Origin of the sequence: Micromonospora sp. NPDC005413, from assembly GCF_040606435.1 — a bacterium.
GTDB lineage: Bacteria > Actinomycetota > Actinomycetes > Mycobacteriales > Micromonosporaceae > Micromonospora.
The window spans coordinates 76,277-93,952 of record NZ_JBEXEV010000025.1 but is presented as its reverse complement, the minus strand read 5'-3'; the positions used below and the strand labels follow the sequence as shown (position 1 = coordinate 93,952).

13 protein-coding genes are annotated in these 17,676 nt (G+C 73.0%); 12 read left to right on the top strand and 1 reads right to left on the bottom strand.

The window, feature by feature from the left end; genetic code table 11:
* Positions 1 to 54: 54 nt before the first annotated feature.
* Entirely contained in the window at positions 55 to 1,074 is a 1,020-nt protein-coding gene (locus ABZS37_RS23360) for a helix-turn-helix domain-containing protein (protein ID WP_355172120.1), read from the bottom strand.
* A gap of 89 nt (positions 1,075 to 1,163) precedes the next feature.
* On the opposite strand from ABZS37_RS23360, the gene recN reads away from it, so the two are divergent.
* The 12 genes from recN to ABZS37_RS23300 all read left to right on the top strand — a co-directional run bounded on the left by recN (position 1,164) and on the right by ABZS37_RS23300 (position 17,655).
* Positions 1,164 to 2,921: a DNA repair protein RecN gene (gene recN, locus ABZS37_RS23355; protein WP_355172146.1), complete on the top strand. Its 1,758-nt coding sequence runs from the start codon at positions 1,164 to 1,166 to the stop codon at positions 2,919 to 2,921.
* A 119-nt stretch (positions 2,922 to 3,040) separates the two neighbouring features.
* Entirely contained in the window at positions 3,041 to 4,219 is a 1,179-nt protein-coding gene (gene steA / locus ABZS37_RS23350; protein ID WP_355172118.1) for a putative cytokinetic ring protein SteA, read from the top strand.
* A 27-nt stretch (positions 4,220 to 4,246) separates the two neighbouring features.
* Positions 4,247 to 5,188, top strand: a complete 942-nt coding sequence (locus ABZS37_RS23345; protein WP_355172116.1) for a copper transporter — start codon at positions 4,247 to 4,249, stop codon at positions 5,186 to 5,188.
* Between the two features lie 43 nt (positions 5,189 to 5,231).
* Entirely contained in the window at positions 5,232 to 6,098 is an 867-nt protein-coding gene (locus ABZS37_RS23340) for a hypothetical protein (RefSeq protein WP_355172114.1), read from the top strand.
* Between the two features lies 1 nt (position 6,099).
* Positions 6,100 to 7,791: a lipid II flippase MurJ gene (locus ABZS37_RS23335; protein WP_355172112.1), complete on the top strand. Its 1,692-nt coding sequence runs from the start codon at positions 6,100 to 6,102 to the stop codon at positions 7,789 to 7,791.
* A complete protein-coding gene (locus tag ABZS37_RS23330) occupies positions 7,788 to 8,954 on the top strand; it encodes a glycosyltransferase family 4 protein (protein ID WP_355172110.1) in 1,167 nt (388 codons plus the stop codon). Before ABZS37_RS23335 ends, ABZS37_RS23330 begins: the two co-directional genes overlap by 4 nt.
* Positions 8,954 to 11,365, top strand: coding sequence for a hypothetical protein (locus ABZS37_RS23325; protein WP_355172144.1), 2,412 nt, complete (start codon positions 8,954 to 8,956; stop codon positions 11,363 to 11,365). The genes ABZS37_RS23330 and ABZS37_RS23325 overlap by 1 nt, the downstream gene beginning before the upstream one ends.
* Before the next feature lie 163 nt (positions 11,366 to 11,528).
* Positions 11,529 to 13,280, top strand: a complete 1,752-nt coding sequence (locus tag ABZS37_RS23320; protein WP_355172108.1) for a CTP synthase — start codon at positions 11,529 to 11,531, stop codon at positions 13,278 to 13,280.
* Positions 13,277 to 13,882 (top strand): NUDIX hydrolase, encoded by a 606-nt coding sequence (locus ABZS37_RS23315; protein WP_355172106.1) that lies wholly within the window; start codon positions 13,277 to 13,279, stop codon positions 13,880 to 13,882. Before ABZS37_RS23320 ends, ABZS37_RS23315 begins: the two co-directional genes overlap by 4 nt.
* Before the next feature lie 550 nt (positions 13,883 to 14,432).
* Positions 14,433 to 15,548, top strand: coding sequence for an alanine dehydrogenase (gene ald / locus ABZS37_RS23310; protein WP_355172104.1), 1,116 nt, complete (start codon positions 14,433 to 14,435; stop codon positions 15,546 to 15,548).
* Positions 15,549 to 15,586: 38 nt separating this feature from the next.
* Entirely contained in the window at positions 15,587 to 16,552 is a 966-nt protein-coding gene (locus ABZS37_RS23305; protein ID WP_355172102.1) for a site-specific tyrosine recombinase XerD, read from the top strand.
* Positions 16,553 to 16,731: 179 nt separating this feature from the next.
* Positions 16,732 to 17,655 (top strand): ParA family protein, encoded by a 924-nt coding sequence (locus ABZS37_RS23300; RefSeq protein WP_354997677.1) that lies wholly within the window; start codon positions 16,732 to 16,734, stop codon positions 17,653 to 17,655.
* The last annotated feature ends 21 nt before the right edge of the window (positions 17,656 to 17,676 follow it).

Below are 17,676 nucleotides of genomic sequence, written 5' to 3'. Positions count from 1 at the left end.
GCCCCACCCGCACGGGTAGGGGTCCGCCGTCGACCGACGGCGGACCCTTCGGCGTCAGAGCCAGCCGCGCCGGGCGACCTGGAACGCCAGACCGGGCCGGGTGTCCACGCCGGCGGCAGCCATCAGGTCGGCGATCCGCCGTTGCACGGTCCGCCGACTCACCCCGAGCTGGGAGGCGATGGACTTGTCCGGTACGCCGGCCACGAACAGCGACAGCAGCCGCGCCTCGTCGGCGTCCGGCTGGTAGCCGTCGCCCGGATGGTCGTCGGGGTCCGGCCGTCGGCTCTCGGCGGCCGGAACGGCGAGGGGGTCGTCGAGCCGCAGTCGGGTGGCCACCCGCCAGTGACTCTCGAAGAGGGCGAGCAGCGCGTCGAGCAGTTGACTGCGGCCGATCACGGCGGCGCTCGGTTCGCCGCCGTCGCGGTCCGGCACCAACGGGCAGATGGCGGTGCGGGCGTCCACGATGGCCAGTCGGACTGGCAGCCGGTCCAGGACCCGGGCCTGCTCGCCGGCGGCGACCCCCTTGGCCAGGTCGGCCAGCGCGCCCGGTTCCAGCAGCAGGTCACGCTCGTAGATGGCCCGGTAGCTCACCCCGCGGGCCAGCGCGTCGAACTCCTCGACGTTCTCCGGGCCGGCCATGGCGAGGGGATTGGCCCGGCAGAACCAGAGCACCTCGGTACGCGCCGCATTCTGCACATCGCGCAGACGGTCGCGGAGCACCCGGGCGCCGGTGATCACCTCGACGAGGTGGTCGACGTGGTGCCGCCGCAGCCCGGACCGGTACTCCTCGGCCAGTTGGGTGACCCGTCGGCGGGCCGCCTCCAGGTCCTCCTGGCGACGCAGCAGCGTGGCGCCGAGGGCGACGTCGGGGGCGGTGGGGCGCAGCGGGGCGTCCGGGTCGTTGTCGGTGGCCTGCACAAGGCCCTTGCTGCGCAGTGCCTCGACCTGGGCGACGACCTGTTCGCGCGGCCGGTGCAGACGACCGACCAACTCGTCGACGCGGGCCGTGGTGAGCTGGAGCAGGCAGCGGTAAAGCTCCTCCTCAGCCGCAGTCAGGCCGATCACGTCCAGCACGGGGCAGAACTGTACGTCGGCCGGGTGCCGGTCGCACCCGGGCCCGTCGGCTGGTCAACTGTCGGGCCTCGCGTCTACTGTCGGTGGCTGTGCTGGAAGAGCTGCGTATCACCGGACTGGGCGTCATCGACGACACCACGCTGCCGTTGACCGGCGGGATGAACGTCATCACCGGCGAGACCGGTGCGGGCAAGACGATGGTGGTCACCGGCCTCGGCCTGCTCTTCGGCGGTCGGGCCGACGCCGGGCGGGTCCGCGCCCAACCCGGCCGGGCCGTGGTGGAGGGGCGGTTGCGCCTGGAAGGGCGGGTCGCCGACGCGGTGCACGCGCGGATCATCGAGGCCGGTGGTGAGCCCGACGAGGACGGCTCGGTGCTGCTGAGCCGCACGGTGACGGTGGAGGGGCGGTCCCGCGCCCATGTCGCCGGCCGGAGCATGCCGGTGTCGATGCTGGGTGAGGTCGGTGAGCAGGCGGTGGCCGTGCACGGCCAGTCCGACCAGCTGCGACTGCTGCGCCCGGCCGAGCAGCGGGCCGCACTGGACCGGTTCGCCGGCCCGGCGCACGAGAAGCTGCTCGACGCGCTGCGCGAGGCGTACACGGGGTGGCGGCGGGTGGTCGACGACCTGGCCGACCGGCGGCGCAACGCCCGCGAGCGCAACCAGGAGGCCGACCTGCTGCGGCTCGGCCTCGACGAGATCACCCGGGTCGATCCTCAGCCCGGTGAGGATGACGAGCTGAAGACCGAGGCGCAGCGGCTGGAGCACGCCGAGGGGCTGCGGACGGCCGCGCAGATTGCCCAGCAGTGCGTGGCGGGCGGTGCGGACGCCGCCGACGAGGCACCCGACGCGGCGGTGCTGCTCGGCACCGCCCGACGGACGCTGGAGGCGCAGGCTGGCACCGACCCGGCGCTGGGTGAGCTGGCGGCCCGCCTGGAGGAGGCGGCCACGCTGGTCACCGACGTGTCGGCGGAGCTGTCGGCGTACCTGGCGACGCTCGACGCGGACCCGGCCCGGTTGCAGCACGTCTACGAGCGGCGCGCGGCGCTGCGCGCGCTAACCCGCAAGTACGCCGACGACGTCGACGGGGTGATCGCCTGGGCCGAGAGGGCTCGCACCCGACTGTCCGACCTGGAGACGTCCGACGATCTGCTCGACGAGTTGGAGCGGGAGGGCCAGCGGCTGGCCGTCGAGGTGGCCGACCTGGCCGGGCGGGTGTCCGCCTCCCGGCAGGAGGCGGCGATCCGTTTCGCCGACCAGGTCACCGTCGAGCTGGCCGGACTGGCCATGCCACACGCGCGGATCGAGGTGGCGGTGCTGCCCCGCCCGGCCGGGCGCGCCGAGCCGACGCTGGCGGTCAACGGCGTCGAGGTGGGTGTCACTCCGGACGGTGGTGACGAGGTGGAGCTGCGGTTGCTGGCCCACCCGGGCGCGCCGTCGTTGCCGTTGCAGCGCGGGGCCTCCGGCGGTGAGTTGTCCCGGGTGATGCTCGCCATCGAGGTGGTCTTCGCCGGCTCGGGTGGCCCGCCCACGTTGGTCTTCGACGAGGTCGACGCGGGGGTCGGCGGTCAGGCGGCGGTGGAGATCGGCCGGCGGTTGGCCAGGCTGGCCCGCAGCCACCAGGTGCTGGTCGTCACACACCTGCCGCAGGTGGCCGCGTTCGCCGACCGGCATCTGGTGGTGGCGAAGGACACCGGCGGCGCGGTGACCACCAGCGGGGTGCGGGTCGTGGAGGACACCGAGCGGGCCCGGGAGTTGGCCCGGATGCTCGCAGGTTTGCCGGATTCGGATCTGGGTATCGCCCACGCCGAGGAGCTTCTGGCAGTGGCGGCGAAGGAAAGAAGGTTGTGACGCCGCGTATTGTGAGCGCAAGCACATCGGCCTGTGCCGGCGTGTGCTTCCCTGGGTAGGCGGCCCTGCTCAGGCATGTCGCGACAGAAAAGCCTGCCCCACATGCCAGGATGGTCACGATGCGTCTACCCACGTTGCGCCGGAACCGGAACTCCGAACCGGGCAGAGTCCTCGGCACCGCGCGCCTTGATCGCCGGACCAAACGCCTGGTCGGTCGGCTGCGCCCCGGTGACATCGCGATCATCGACCACGTCGACCTGGACCGGGTGGCGGCCGATTCCCTGGTAGCTGTCGGGGTCGCGGCGGTGCTCAACGCGAAGCCCTCGGTCTCCGGCCGTTATCCGAATCTCGGCCCGGAGGTGTTGGTCGCCGCCGGCATTCCGCTCCTGGACGACCTGGGGGAGGGCGTCTTCGAGCAGATCCGCGAGGGCGACCAGGTGCGCATCGAGGGCAACACGGTCTTCGCCGGTGACGAGCCGGTGGCGCACGGCAGCCTGCAGGACACCGAGTCGGTCGCCAAGGCGATGGCCGATGCCCGGGAGGGTCTGTCGGTGCAGTTGGAGGCGTTCGCCGCCAACACGATGGACTACCTCCGCCAGGAGCGCGACCTGCTGCTCGACGGTGTGGGCGTACCGGACATCGAGACCCAGATGCAGGGTCGGCACTGCCTGATCGTGGTGCGCGGCTACGACTACAAGGACGACCTGGACGTGCTGCGCCCGTACATCCGGGAGTTCAAGCCGGTGCTCATCGGCGTCGACGGCGGCGCGGACGCGCTGGTCGAGGCCGGGTACACCCCTGACATGATCATCGGCGACATGGATTCGGTCACCGACGACGTGCTGCGCTGCGGCGCCGAGGTGATCGTGCACGCGTACCCGGACGGGCGGGCGCCCGGCCTGCCCCGGGTCAACGGCCTCGGCGTGCCGGCGGTTCTCTTCCCGGCCGCGGCGACCAGCGAGGATCTGGCCATGCTGCTCGCCGACGAGAAGGGTGCTTCGCTGCTGGTCGCGGTCGGCACCCATGCCACGCTTGTCGAATTCCTCGACAAGGGTCGCGGCGGGATGGCCTCGACGTTCCTGACCCGGCTGAAGGTCGGTGGCAAGCTGGTCGACGCCAAGGGTGTGAGCCGGCTCTACCGGCAGAGCATCTCGGGTTCGTCGCTGCTGTTGCTGGTGCTGTCGGCGATCGCGGCCATGGCGTCCGCGGTGGCCGTCTCGACCGTCGGGAAGGCGTACCTGGGCGTGGTCGCCGAGTGGTGGGACAATTTCGTGTTCCAGCTGTACCGGCTTTTCTAGTTCCCGACCGATCAAGAGGCTGCAAGCGTGATCAACTTCCGCTACCACGTGGTGTCCCTCACCGCGGTCTTCCTGGCTCTGGCGATCGGCCTGGTGGTCGGCACAGCCGCCCTCAACGGCCCCGTCGCCGACTCGCTCAAGGAGCAGGTCACCGGGCTGCGCAAGGACAACCAGCAGTGGCGCCAGACGGTCAGCAACATGGAGAAGCAGCTCGCGCTGGAGGAGGAGTTCGCCGAGGAGATGTCGCAGGTCGTCCTGCCGGGCACCCTCACCGGGCGCCGCGTGGTGGTGCTCAGCCTGCCCAACGGGCGCGACCACACCGAGGGTGTGCTCAAGAAGCTCCAACTCGGCGGGGCCACCATCGCCGGCCGGGTCGACCTGCAGGACAAGTTCATCAACCCGGACAACAACTCCAACCTGCTGGAGTTGGCCGTCACCGCCGCCCGGCCGACCGCGCAGACCACCGGACTGCCGGGCAACGGGCACGGCGTCGAGACCTCCAGCGCGCTGCTGGCCAGCGTCCTGCTGGACCGGGCCCAGGGCACCGCGCCGGTCAGCGACGCCGACCGCCGGGCGGTGCTCGCCGCGTACAACAACGCCGGCTACCTGACCACCGACAACAACAAGGTCACCGGCTCGGCGGAGGCGGTCGTCGTGGTCAGCGGCCAGCCGTACGTCGACAAGGACTCCGACAAGCGGGACGAGTCGGTCGTCAAGATCGCCGAGCAGTTCGACCGGACCGGGTCGATCGTGGTGGCCGGCAACGGTTCCGTCGGCGGCAACCTGGTGGCCGTGGTCCGCGGTGACCCGGTGCTCGCCCAGACCATCTCCACGGTCGACAACGCCAACACCGTGCAGGGCCAGCTGGTCACCAGCCTCGCCCTGGTGCAGCAACTCAGCGAAAAGAAGGCCGGTCAGTACGGCGTCGGCGACAACGCCGCGTCCCTGCTGCCTAGACTGCCCCAGTGAGCGAACGACGTACCCCCGTGTCCGTAACCGACGAGGCGGCGGCGTGAGAGCGCTGGGCCGGCTCCTGATCGCCGGAGCCGGTGCCGCGGCGGCCCGCTACGCGCTGCGCGAGGTGCGTACCTCCCCGGCCGAGCCCGCGTTGCAGCGCACCAACTTCCGCGGCCGGACGGTGACCCTGGCCGCCGGGCCGGCGCTGGCCGCCGGTGCGGCTGTCGCCGGAGCGTTCGGTGCCACCAGCGGAGCCTCCGGCGGGGCCGCCCTGGTCGCCGGCCTCGGTGCCGGTGGCGTCGGGCTGTACGACGACGTGGTGGGCGCCCGGCCGGAGCAGAAGGCGGCCAAGGGCTTCGCCGGTCACCTCGCCGCCCTGCGCGAAGGACGGGTCACCGCAGGCCTGATCAAGGTCGTCGGGGTGGGCGCCGCCGGGCTGGGCGCCGCCGCGCTGCTCGCCGCCGACCCCCGGGTCGCCGCGCACCCCCGCCGGCAGCGCCACGGAGCGTTCGGCCGGGGCGTCGACGTGCTGCTCGGCGCCGGCGTGATCGCCGGCACGGCCAACCTGCTCAACCTTCTCGACCTGCGACCAGGCCGTGCCCTCAAGTCCGGGCTGCTGCTCGCCGCGCCGCTGACCGGCGGCCCGCACGGCGGGATCGCCGCGGGCGCGGCCGGCGCCGCCGCCGGCCTGCTCCGCGACGACCTGGCCGAGGACGTGATGCTCGGCGACAGCGGCGCGAACGCGCTCGGGGCGCTGCTCGGCGTCGCGCTCGCCGCCCGTACCGGCCCGCTCGGCCGGGCAGGTCTGCTCGCCGTGCTCGCCGGCCTCACCGCCGCCAGCGAGAAGGTCAGCTTCACGTCCGTGATCCAGCGGACCCCGGGGCTGCGCGAGCTCGACGCACTGGGCCGACGCGCCGACTGACGTGACCAGACCGGCACCCCTCGCCGGCGCCGGCCGGCTGGCCGGGGCAGCCGCGCTCATCGCCGTCCTCACCGTGTTCAGCCGGCTCGCCGGCTTCGGCCGTACCGCCGTGTTCACCTGGGTGGTACAGCAGAGCGACCTCGGCGGCATGTACGTCATCGCGAACACCGTTCCGAACATCGTCTTCGAGATCGTCGCCGGCGGGGCACTGGCCAGTCTGGTCGTACCGCTGCTGGCTGGCGCGGTCGCGGCGGAGGACCGGCGGACGGTGGCGGCGACCACCGGGGCCCTGCTCACCTGGACGGTGAGCCTGCTGGTTCCCCTCGCCGTCCTGGTCGTCCTGTTCGCCGACCCGATCATCTCGCTGATCAGCGAGGGGCGGTCGGCGTCGGAACTGGCCGCCGGTGCGCGGATGCTGCGGGTGTTCGCCCCGCAACTGCCGCTCTACGGGATCGGCATCGTGCTCACCGGGGTCCTTCAGGCGCACCGGCGTTTCGCCTGGCCCGTCATCGCGCCGCTGCTGTCCAGCCTCACCGTGGTCGTCGTCTATCTGGCCTTCGGTGCCGCCCAGGGGCGTGGCGCGTCCGTGGCCCAGGTCGGCCGCAGCGGTGAGCTGCTCCTGTCTGCCGGCACCACCCTGGGCGTGGTCGTGCTGTCCCTGTCGCTGCTGATCCCGCTGCGTCAGCTGCGGCTGCGGCCCCGGTTCGGGTACGCCTTCACCGCCGATGCGCGGACGCGGATCGGCGGGCTCGCCACGGCCGGCGCGGTGACGGTGGCGGCGCAGCAGGTCGCGCTCCTGGTGATCCTGAACCGCGTCTCCGGTGGCCCCACCGGCTCCCCGCAGGTGTTCAACCTGGCCCAGGCCATCTTCCTGTTGCCCTGGGCGGTGCTCGCCGTGCCGCTGGCGGTGGCGTCCTATCCCACGCTCGCCACCGCGTCCGCCGCGGGTGACGAGGCCGGCTATCAACGGACCCTGTCGGCGACGGTGCGCGGCGTGCTGCTCTTCAGCTGCCTGGGCGTCGCGGCGCTGATCGCCACCGCGCAGCCCATCGCGGCCGTCTTCTACCCGGACAATCCGGCGTCCACCGCGGCGGCCATCATGGGCTTCGCCCCCGGCCTGCTCGGCTACGGGCTGTTCGCGGTTCTGTCCCGCGCGCTGTACGCGCGCGGCGACACCCGGGCGGCGACCGTGGCGATCACCCTCGGCTGGCTGGTCGTGCCGGCCGTGGCGCTGCCGTTGACCGCCCTGCTCCCCACCGCCGACCGGGTGCTCGCGGTGACCGTCGCGAACTCGGTGGGCATGCTGGTGCTCGGGGCGTTGCTGCTCACGGCGGTTCTGCGCAGCGCCGGCCGTCCGGCACTGGCCGGCGCGGGCCGGGCCGGGGCGGCCGGCGTACTGGCCGGGGCGCTCGCCGCGCTCGCCGGGTTCGGCGTCATCCAGTGGCTCGACACGCCGGGCGGCGGCACCCCGACGATGGCGGCGGCACTCGGTCAGGGCATGCTGTCCGGGGTTCTTGTCGGGGTTGTGTTCCTCGCCGTGGTCTGGTTCGTCGACCGGCGGGACGTACAGCCACTGCTCGCCGGAGTGCTGCGGCGTCTGGGCCGGCGGGGGCTGCGGGGCCGGGGCGAAGGGCCGACGCCGGGCGCGTCGACGCCGGAGCGGGGCGACGGGAAGGAGACGGCAACTCGATGAGTGAGCCAGCTCTGCCTGCCGGCTGGTCGGGCACCGTCGCGTTGGTGCTCGCGTCCAGCACCGGAGGGGTCGGCCAGCACGTCCGCTCGGTGGCACGTGGCCTCGTCGCGGGCGGTGCGACCGTCCTGGTCTGCGGGCCGGCGGCGACCCAGGAACAGTTCGACTTCACCGGTGTCGGTGCGCGTTTCGAGCCGGTGGAGATCCCGGCCAGCCCGACTCCGGCCGACGCCCGGGCAGTGCTTGCCCTGCGTCGGGTGCTCACCGCCGCCCGGGTCGATGTGGTGCACGCCCATGGTCTGCGTGCCGGGTTGGTCGCCGTGCTGGCCCGTCCCGCCGCCCCGCTGATCCTCACCTGGCACAACGCGGTGCTCGCGGGCGGGTTGCGCGGCGGGGTGTCCCGACTCGTCGAACGAGTGGTGGCCCGGGGTGCCCGGGTGGCCCTCGGCGCCTCCATGGACCTGGTGCAACGGGCCGCCGCGCTGGGCGCCGCCGACGCCCGACTCGCCCCGGTCGCCGCGCCGACGCTGCCCGCGCCACGTCGACGCCCGGCGGCGGTACGCGCCGAGTTCGGGGTCCGACCGGACCAGCCGTTGATCGTCTCGGTTGGAAGGCTGCACCCGCAGAAGCGGTACGACGTCCTGATCGATGCGGCGGCCCGCTGGCGTACGCGTACCCCGCCGCCGGTCGTGGTGATCGCCGGCAGCGGGCCGGCCTACCTGCCGCTGGCCGCACGGACCTCCGCGGCCCGTGCTCCGGTGACCCTGCTGGGGCATCGCACCGACGTGGCCGACCTGCTCGCCGGCGCCGACCTGGCGGTGGTGACCAGCGACTGGGAGGCCCGGCAGCTTTTCGCTCAGGAGGCGTTGCGGGCCGGCGTACCGCTGGTCGCGACCGCGGTCGGCGGGCTGCCGGAGCTGGTCGGTGACGCCGCCACGCTGGTCCCCGCCGGCGACGTGGACGCGGTCGACGCGGCGGTGCGCGCGCTGCTGGACGACCCGGTGGCCCGGGCCGAGCTGGGCCGGCGCGGCGCCGAACGGGCGGCGACGTGGCCGACCGAGACGGACACCGTCGCCGCGCTGGCCGCCCTCTACGCCGAGGTGGCCGCGGACCTCACCGGTTCGGTGGCCCCGGACTCCGACGCCCCGAGAACGGGACACCGGTGATGCTGCGCCGATTCGCCCCCGCCCTGTTGACCCTGCTCGTGGTGTCGCTGGGCGTCACCGCGCTGGCCGCCCGCCCGCCGCAGGGCACCCCGCAACGCACCGCCGACTTCGTGGTGCTGGCCGGGATCGCCGGGCTGCGCTGGGAGGACGTGGATCCGCAGAGCACCCCGACGTTGTGGCGGATGGCCGAGGAGGGGTCGATCGGCTCGCTGTCGGTGCGCTCCGCGCACCGACCCACCTGCCCGGTGGACGGTTGGCTGACCCTGGGCGCGGGCAGCTTCGCCGCGTGGAACGGCAGCCGGTCGGCCGGTGGCTGCCCGGCGGCAGGGGTGGCCGTCGAACAACCGGACGGCATCGGCGCGAACCTGCCCGACCAGGAGGGCGTGGTCCAGTACAACCAGCAGCGTCTGCCCTGGGGCGCCGTGCCCGGATCGCTGTCGGAGTCGGTGCGGTGTTCCGTCGCCGTGGGCCCGGGTGCGGCGGTGGCCGCCGCCCGCCCGTTCGGCCGCGTCGACCGGTACGCCTCGGCGCTGCCGGCCGATCCCCGGGTGCTGCTCGGTTCGTGCGTGCTGAGCATCGTCGACCTCGGCACGGTCAAGGGGACTGACCCGGCGACCCGCGCCGAGGAGGCCCGAGCGGCGGACGCCCAACTGGCCCGGGTGCTGGCCGCCCGGCCACCGCGGTCGTTGGTGCTGGTCGCGGGGGTCTCCGACACCGCCCAGCCGTCGCGGCTGCACGTGGCGGTCGCCGACGGGCCGGGCTGGGAGCGGGGGTGGCTCACGTCGGCCAGCACCGGCCGGGACGGTTACCTGCAACTGGTCGACCTCGCGCCGACCGCCCTCGCCGCGCTGGGCCGGCCGATGCCGGAGCAACTGTTCCTCGGCCGTCCGGCGATGAGCACCGGCGGCCGTCCGGCCGACCTGGCCGACGCGATCAACGCCCCGGCGGACGCCGACCGGGAGGCGGCCGCCCAGCGGGATGTCTCCGGCGGGTTCTTCACGTTCCTCGCCGGTGTGCAGGTGCTGCTGGCGCTCGCGGTGCTGCCGCTGCTGCGCCGGGCACGCCGGCAGGCCGGGCCGAGCGGGCCGACGCCGGTGTCCGCGCGGGTCGTGTCGGTGGTGGAGTTGGTGCTGGTGGCGGCGGCGTTGACCGTGCCGGCCGCGTTGCTGGCCGACGCGGTGCCCTGGTGGCGGAGCGGGCACCCCGGGTGGATCTTCGCGGGTGTCACGGCGCTGCTGGTGGCCGCCGGCACCGCGGCGGTCCGGTTCGCCCCCGGGTACGCGGGCACCCTCGGCCCGGTCGGCGCGGTGGCCGGCCTCACCACACTTGTCGTCGGGTTGGACGTGCTCACGGGGGCCCGCCTCCAGCTCAACGGCGTGGTCGGCTACTCGGCGTTGCAGGGTGGCCGGTACGCCGGGCTGAGCACGGTGGGCCTGGGGGTGTTTCTCGCCGGCGCGTTGCTCAGCGGGGGGTGGCTCGCCCAACGGGTGCAGCGCGGCTGGCGGCCGGCGGTGATGGTGGCCGTGGGTGGCCTCGCCGTGGTGGTGGTCGGCAGCCCGTACCTGGGTGCCGATCCGGTCGGTGCGATCGCGCTCACCGCCGGGGTCAGCGTCGCCGCCGTGATCAGCGCCGGTGGCTGGCTGACGGTCAGCCGGTTGGCCTGGGCCACCATGGCCGCCCTGGCGGTCGGCATCGGGTTCGCCGTGGTGGACCTGCGCCGTCCGGCGGCGGAGCGGGGCAGTCTGGGTCGGTTCCTCTCCGCGCTCGGCGACGGCACGGGTGGGTTCACCGTGCACCGGTCCAGCACGGAGAATTTCGAGACGTTGGTCAACAGCCCGCTGACCGTGTTGGCGCTGGCCGGTGGGTTGCTGGTGTGGTTCGCCCTGTTGCAGCCGTGGGGCGGGCTGATGCGGTTGTTCGGCATCTACCCGGCTGTTCGGGCCGCGTTGGCGGGCACCGTGGTCGCCGCGATGCTCGGCGGTGTGCTCGACGGCGCGGCGCTGGACGTGATGGGCGCTGCCGCCGCGCTGGTGGTGCCGATGGCGGCTCTGGCGTCGCTGCGGGTGCTCCGGCATGCCGCCGACCGCACCCGGCCGGTCCCGGGCCGTTCCCGTGGGGACGGCGCCGACGACGATTCGGGATCCGGCGGGGTCGGCCCGGCCGGTGGGGGTGACGGCCCGACCGGCGGTGGTGGGCCGCTGGGCGCGGTCCATCCCCGCCCGATCAGCGCCCCGAGCGCGAGCGCGCTCGGGGCTGTCGCGCCGCCCCCGCACGCTCCGGCCGACCGCTCCGCTGACGCCGACGACCCGGCGGAGCCGACCGTGGGTGGGTCGACGTCGGACGCCGCGCCGACGGTGGCCGTACCGCCCCGGCAGGTCACCCGGTCATCGACCGAGGTTGCCGCTTCCTGAGCGCCGGGCGTCGTCCGGATGACCCGGTGGTGTCGCACCTGGGGTGCGGCCTGCGGGTACCCGCCCGGGAGGTGTTACCGTCAAATCCCGTGGATCGCGTGATCACTCTGCTGATCAAGCACGGCGGTCTGCATGACCGCGACAGACGACACGGGAGCAGGCCTTGGCCCCATCAGCACGGACGACCAGGCACATTTTCGTCACCGGGGGCGTCGCCTCCTCGCTGGGTAAGGGCCTCACCGCCTCCAGCCTCGGCAACCTGCTGACCGCGCGCGGGCTGCGTGTGGTGATGCAGAAGCTCGACCCCTACCTGAATGTCGACCCGGGGACGATGAACCCGTTCCAGCACGGTGAGGTCTTCGTCACCGAGGACGGCGCCGAGACCGACCTCGACGTCGGGCACTACGAGCGCTTCCTGGACCGGGCGCTCTCCGGTAAGGCGAACGTCACCACCGGCCAGATCTACTCCGATGTGATCGCCAAGGAGCGGCGCGGCGAGTACCTGGGCGACACCGTCCAGGTCATCCCGCACATCACCAACGAGATCAAGTCGCGGATCCTGGCGATGGCCGACCCGGACGAGGACGGCCAGCTCCCCGACGTGGTGATCACCGAGGTCGGTGGCACGGTCGGCGACATCGAGTCGCTGCCGTTCCTGGAGGCGATCCGTCAGGTCCGCCACGACCTGGGCCGGGACAACTGCTTCTACCTGCACGTCTCGCTGGTGCCGTACCTGGCGCCGTCGGGTGAGCTGAAGACCAAGCCGACGCAGCACTCGGTGGCGCAGCTGCGCAACATCGGTATCCAGCCGGACGCGATCGTGCTGCGCTGCGACCGGGAGATCCCGGTGAAGCTCAAGGAGAAGCTGTCGCTCTACTGCGACGTGGACACCGAGGCGGTCGTCGCCGCTCCGGACGCCCCGAGCATCTACGACATTCCGAAGGTGCTGCACCGGGAAGGGCTCGACGCGTACGTGGTGCGCCGGCTCGGCCTCTCCTTCCGGGACGTGGACTGGACCAGCTGGGACGACCTGCTGGAGCGGGTGCACCGGCCCCGGCACACGGTCACCGTCGCGGTGGTCGGCAAGTACGTCGACCTGCCCGACGCGTACCTGTCGGTGAGCGAGGCGATCCGGGCGGCCGGCTTCGGCCACCGGGCCCGCGTCCAGTTGCGGTGGGTGCCCAGCGACGAGTGCGTCACCCCGGCCGGTGCCGCCGCTGCCCTGGCGGGCGTGGACGGCATCCTCATCCCCGGCGGGTTCGGGGTACGCGGTATCGAGGGCAAGATCGGCACCGCCCGGTACGCCCGTGAGAACGGCATTCCGCTGCTCGGCCTCTGCCTCGGCCTGCAGTGCATGACCATCGAGGTGGCCCGCAACCTGGCCGGCCTGGACGGCGCCAACTCGCTGGAGTTCGACGAGCAGGCCGCGCACCCAGTCATCGCCACGATGGCCGACCAGGAGGACATCGTCGCCGGCAAGGGCGACCTGGGCGGCACCATGCGGCTGGGGGCGTACCCGGCGACGCTGACGGAGGGCTCGATCGTCGCCCAGGCGTACGGCAGCACCGAGATCAGCGAGCGGCACCGGCACCGTTACGAGGTGAACAACGCCTACCGGGACGCGTTGACCAAGGCTGGCCTGCACATCTCCGGCACCTCGCCGGATGGTCGGCTGGTCGAGTTCGTCGAGCTGGACCAGAGTCTGCACCCGTTCTTCGTGGCCACCCAGGCGCACCCGGAGCTGAAGAGCCGCCCCACCCGCCCGCATCCGTTGTTCGCCTCGTTCGTGAAGGCCGCGGTGGCGTACTCCCAGGCCGACCAGTTGCCGGTCGACCTGGACGCGGCGACGGAGGCCCCGACGGCGCGCAAGGCCGCCCGCAACGGTGCCGCGACGAAGGCGGCGTCCGCGTCGTGAGCGATCGTGAACACCGCTACGAGGTGCGTTCCCGCGAGGAGCGTTACCGGGGGCGGATCTTCGACGTGGTCACCGAGGAGGTGACCATGCCGGGCGGCGGGACCGGGCTGCGCGACCTCGTCCGGCACGTCGGGGCGGTGGCCGTGGTGGCCCTCGACGACGCCGGTCAGGTGGTGCTGATCCGGCAGTACCGGCACCCGGTCGGGCGGCACCTGTGGGAGCTGCCGGCCGGGCTGATGGACGTCTCCGGTGAGGAGTTGCCGGCCGCCGCGTTGCGGGAGCTGGCCGAGGAGGCCGACCTCACCGCCGAGCGGATCGACGTGCTGGTCGACCTGCACAGCTCGCCCGGGTTCACCAACGAGCTGGTCCGGGTCTACCTGGCCCGGGACCTGGCCGACGTGCCGGTGGACGAGCGCCACGAGCGCCACGACGAGGAGGCCGACCTGCAGGTCGTCCGGATCGACCTGGACGAGGCGGTCGGCATGGTCCTGGCCGGCGAGATCACCAACGCCTCCGCGGTGGCCGGTCTGCTGGCCGCGGCCCGCGTCCGGGACACCGGCTGGTCGACGCTGCGCCGGGCGGACGCGCCGCTGCCGCGCTGAGCCACCACCCCTTCGAAGGGGTACGCGCGAAGGGGCCCCGCGGCAAGCCGCGGGGCCCTGGTCGTTCGGTGCGACGGGTCAGTCGCGCAGCGGCCGGCCCTGCGCGTCCGTGCCGCCGTTGACCAGGATCAGAAATGCCGTCGATGAGGCCCCAGACGGCGCCGACGCCGCAGGTCACGAGGCTGACCACGAGCGACGACCTTGCTCTTGTCGGACTGACCCGGGGCGTATCCGGGCTGATATTGAGGAGTGGTCATGGGCGGACCCATTAGTGATCCACTTGGCCGCTGCCCGCATGAGGGCCCGCCAGATGGGACGATAATGGCGAACACTGTCCTGACGGCTGAGGTGGGGTCCCACCGCCGGCCCCCGGTCGGTGCCCTGACACTCCGTCAGGACACCCGGGCACCGGATGCCACTGTGCTGGCTCACGGCACTGTTGGACGCGCCTAGACTGCCGCCGGCGGGACCGGTGAACCGCGGTGGCAATGGGGCCATTGCGGCACCGAGCAGTCGGGGGAGAGCAGCCCCGAAGAGAGGTGTCTGCATCGTGAAGGTCGGAATCCCACGCGAGGTCAAGAACCACGAGTACCGCGTGGCGATCACGCCAGCGGGCGTCAACGAGTTCACCCGCAGCGGTCATCAGGTCTTCGTCGAGTCCGGCGCCGGTGTCGGCTCCAGCATCACCGACGAGGAGTTCGCCGCCGCCGGCGCGAAGATCCTCGCCACCGCCGACGAGGTGTGGGAGACCGCCGAGCTGGTCCTCAAGGTCAAGGAGCCGATCGCCGAGGAGTACCACCGGATGCGTGAGGGGCAGGTGCTCTTCACCTACCTGCACCTGGCCGCCTCCAAGGAGTGCACCGACGCGCTCATCGACCGCAAGGTCACCGGTATCGCGTATGAGACCGTCGAGCTGCCCGACCGCTCGTTGCCGCTGCTCGCCCCGATGTCCGAGGTTGCCGGCCGGCTCGCCCCGCAGGTGGGCGCCTTCTACATGATGCGTACCGGCGGCGGGCGCGGCGTGCTGCCCGGCGGCGTCTCCGGGGTGTACGCGGCCAAGACGGTCGTCATCGGCGCCGGCGTCTCCGGCATGAACGCCGCCGCCATCGCGCTGGGCCTGCAGTCCGAGGTGCTGCTACTGGACAAGAACGTCGCCCGGCTGCGCCAGGCCGACGCCATCTACCGCGGCCACCTCCAGACCGTCGCCTCCAACGCGTACGAGGTCGAGCGGGCCGTGCTCGACGCCGACCTGGTCATCGGCGCGGTGCTGGTGCCCGGTGCCAAGGCGCCGACCCTGATCTCCAACGAGCTGGTCTCCCGGATGAAGCCGGGCAGCGTGCTGGTCGACATCGCCATCGACCAGGGCGGCTGCTTCGAGGACTCGCGCCCCACCACCCACGCCGACCCGGTCTACAAGGTGCACGAGTCGATCTTCTACTGCGTCGCGAACATGCCCGGCGCGGTGCCGAACACCAGCACCTACGCGCTGACCAACGTCACCCTGCCGTACGCACTGGAGCTGGCCAACCAGGGCTGGCGCGAGGCGCTGCGCCGCGATCCGGCGCTGGCGTTGGGCCTGAACACCCACGACGGCCAGGTCACCTATGGTCCGGTCGCCGAGGCGCACGGCATGGACGTGCTCCCGCTGACCGACGCGCTGGCCTGAGCGGTAGCGGGCTGACCGGCAGCACGGATTCGGCCGGCGTGGGCGAACAACCCACGCCGGCTCTGCGCCGTGCCGTCCGCGGCTATCTCGACCACCTCACCGTCGAACGTGGCCTGTCGGCGAACACGCTCGCCTCGTACCGTCGCGATCTGGACCGCTACCTCGCGACCCTGGCCGAGGCCGGCGTCGCCGACCTCGCGTCGGTCGGCGCCGGCCTCGTCGAGTCGCACCTGGCGCGGCTGCGCGCGGGCGACGACGTACACCCGCCGCTGGCGGTCTCGTCGGCCGCCCGCGCGGCCAGCGCGGTACGCGGCCTGCACCGCTTCGCGCTGCGCGAAGGGCTGGCCGGCGCCGACCCCAGCCGCGACGTCCGCCCGCCCACCCCGCCACGCCGGCTGCCCCGGGCGCTACCGGTCGACGACGTGATCCGGCTGCTGGAGACCGCCGGCCCGATCACCGCGACCGGCGACGACGCGCCCCTCGCGCTGCGCGACCGGGCGCTGTTGGAGTTCCTGTACGGCACCGGCGCGCGGATCTCCGAAGCGGTCGGCGCCGCCGTGGACGACCTCGACACCGACGAGGGCACCGTGCTGCTGCGCGGCAAGGGCGGCCGGGTGCGGCTGGTGCCGATCGGCGGGTACGCCGTCGACGCGGTGCGGGCCTACCTGGTCCGGGCCCGTCCCGGGCTGGCCGCCGCCGGCCGCGGCACACCGGCGGTCTTCCTCAACGCCCGCGGCGGCGCGCTGTCCCGCCAGGGCGCCTGGGGTATCCTGCGTGGCGCCGCCGGCCGGGCCGGGCTGCCCGTCAGCGGACCCGCCGCCGTCTCCCCGCACACCCTGCGCCACTCGTACGCCACCCACTTGCTCGACGGTGGCGCCGACGTGCGGGTGGTCCAGGAGTTGCTCGGCCACGCATCGGTGACCACCACCCAGGTGTACACGTTGGTCACCGTCGAGCGGCTGCGCGAGGTGTACGCCACCGCCCACCCGCGCGCCCGGGGCTGAACCGGTCACGGTCGGCTCCGACACGCCGGGCCGGTGCCGAACCCCCTGCTGGTCGGTGGCGTACAGTCGGCATCGGCGCGGACCTCCTGGGGCGACACGACCGGGGTGCGCAGCGGCGCCGCGAAGGACGTCGGACGGCTCCGACGCCGGGTGGGTCGTCGGGAGGGGGCAACGAGCACATGGCTGGCAACGGTGACCGTGCCGAGACCTGGACGTCGGAGCTCCGCGAGCAGCAGGCCACGCTCGGCGCGGACCTGGGTCCTGCGGACCCGGCTGCCTACACGATGCGCAAGCCCATCCCCGAGCCGATGCCCACCGATCGGCACGGCCCGGCGCGCATCATCGCGATGGCCAACCAGAAGGGTGGCGTCGGCAAGACCACCACCACCATCAACCTGGGCGCGGCGCTCGCTGAGTACGGCCGCAAGGTGCTGCTGGTCGACTTCGACCCGCAGGGCGCGCTCTCGGTGGGGCTGGGGGTCAACCCGCACAACCTCGACCTGTCCATCTACAACCTGCTCATGCAGGACGACATCGCCGCCGAAGACGTCGTCATCAAGACGGACGTGGCGGGGCTGCACCTGCTGCCGGCCAACATCGACCTCTCCGCCGCCGAGATCCAGCTCGTCAACGAGGTGGCCCGGGAGATGGCCCTGGCCCGGGTGCTGCGCACGGTCCGCAAGGAGTACGACTACATCCTGATCGACTGTCAGCCCTCACTCGGCCTGCTGGCGATCAACGCGTTGACCGTCGCGCACGGCGTGCTCATCCCACTCGAATGCGAGTTCTTCAGCCTGCGTGGTGTGGCGCTGCTGCTGGACACCATCGACAAGGTGCGCGAGCGGCTCAACTTCGACCTGGAGCTCGAGGGCATCCTCGCCACCATGTACGACAGCCGCACCACGCACTGCCGGCAGGTGCTCCAGCGGGTGGTGGAGGCGTTCGGCGACAAGGTCTACCAGACGGTCATCACCAAGACGGTCAAGTTCCCCGAGTCCACGGTGGCCGGTGCCCCCATCACGACGATGGACCCGGCGTCCTCCGGGGCGCGCAACTACCGTCAGCTGGCCCGCGAGGTGATCGCCGCCCAGTCGGAGCGGTAGCCGGAACGCCCCGTGCCCGCC

Bases quoted from the DNA above. Each gene is read 5' to 3' on its own strand.
- steA (WP_355172118.1), top strand. From the start codon at position 3,041: ATGCGTCTACCCACGTTGCGCCGGAACCGGAACTCCGAACCGGGCAGA.
- ABZS37_RS23330 (WP_355172110.1), top strand. From the start codon at position 7,788: ATGAGTGAGCCAGCTCTGCCTGCCGGCTGGTCGGGCACCGTCGCGTTG.
- ABZS37_RS23325 (WP_355172144.1), top strand. From the start codon at position 8,954: ATGCTGCGCCGATTCGCCCCCGCCCTGTTGACCCTGCTCGTGGTGTCG.
- ABZS37_RS23300 (WP_354997677.1), top strand. From the start codon at position 16,732: ATGGCTGGCAACGGTGACCGTGCCGAGACCTGGACGTCGGAGCTCCGC.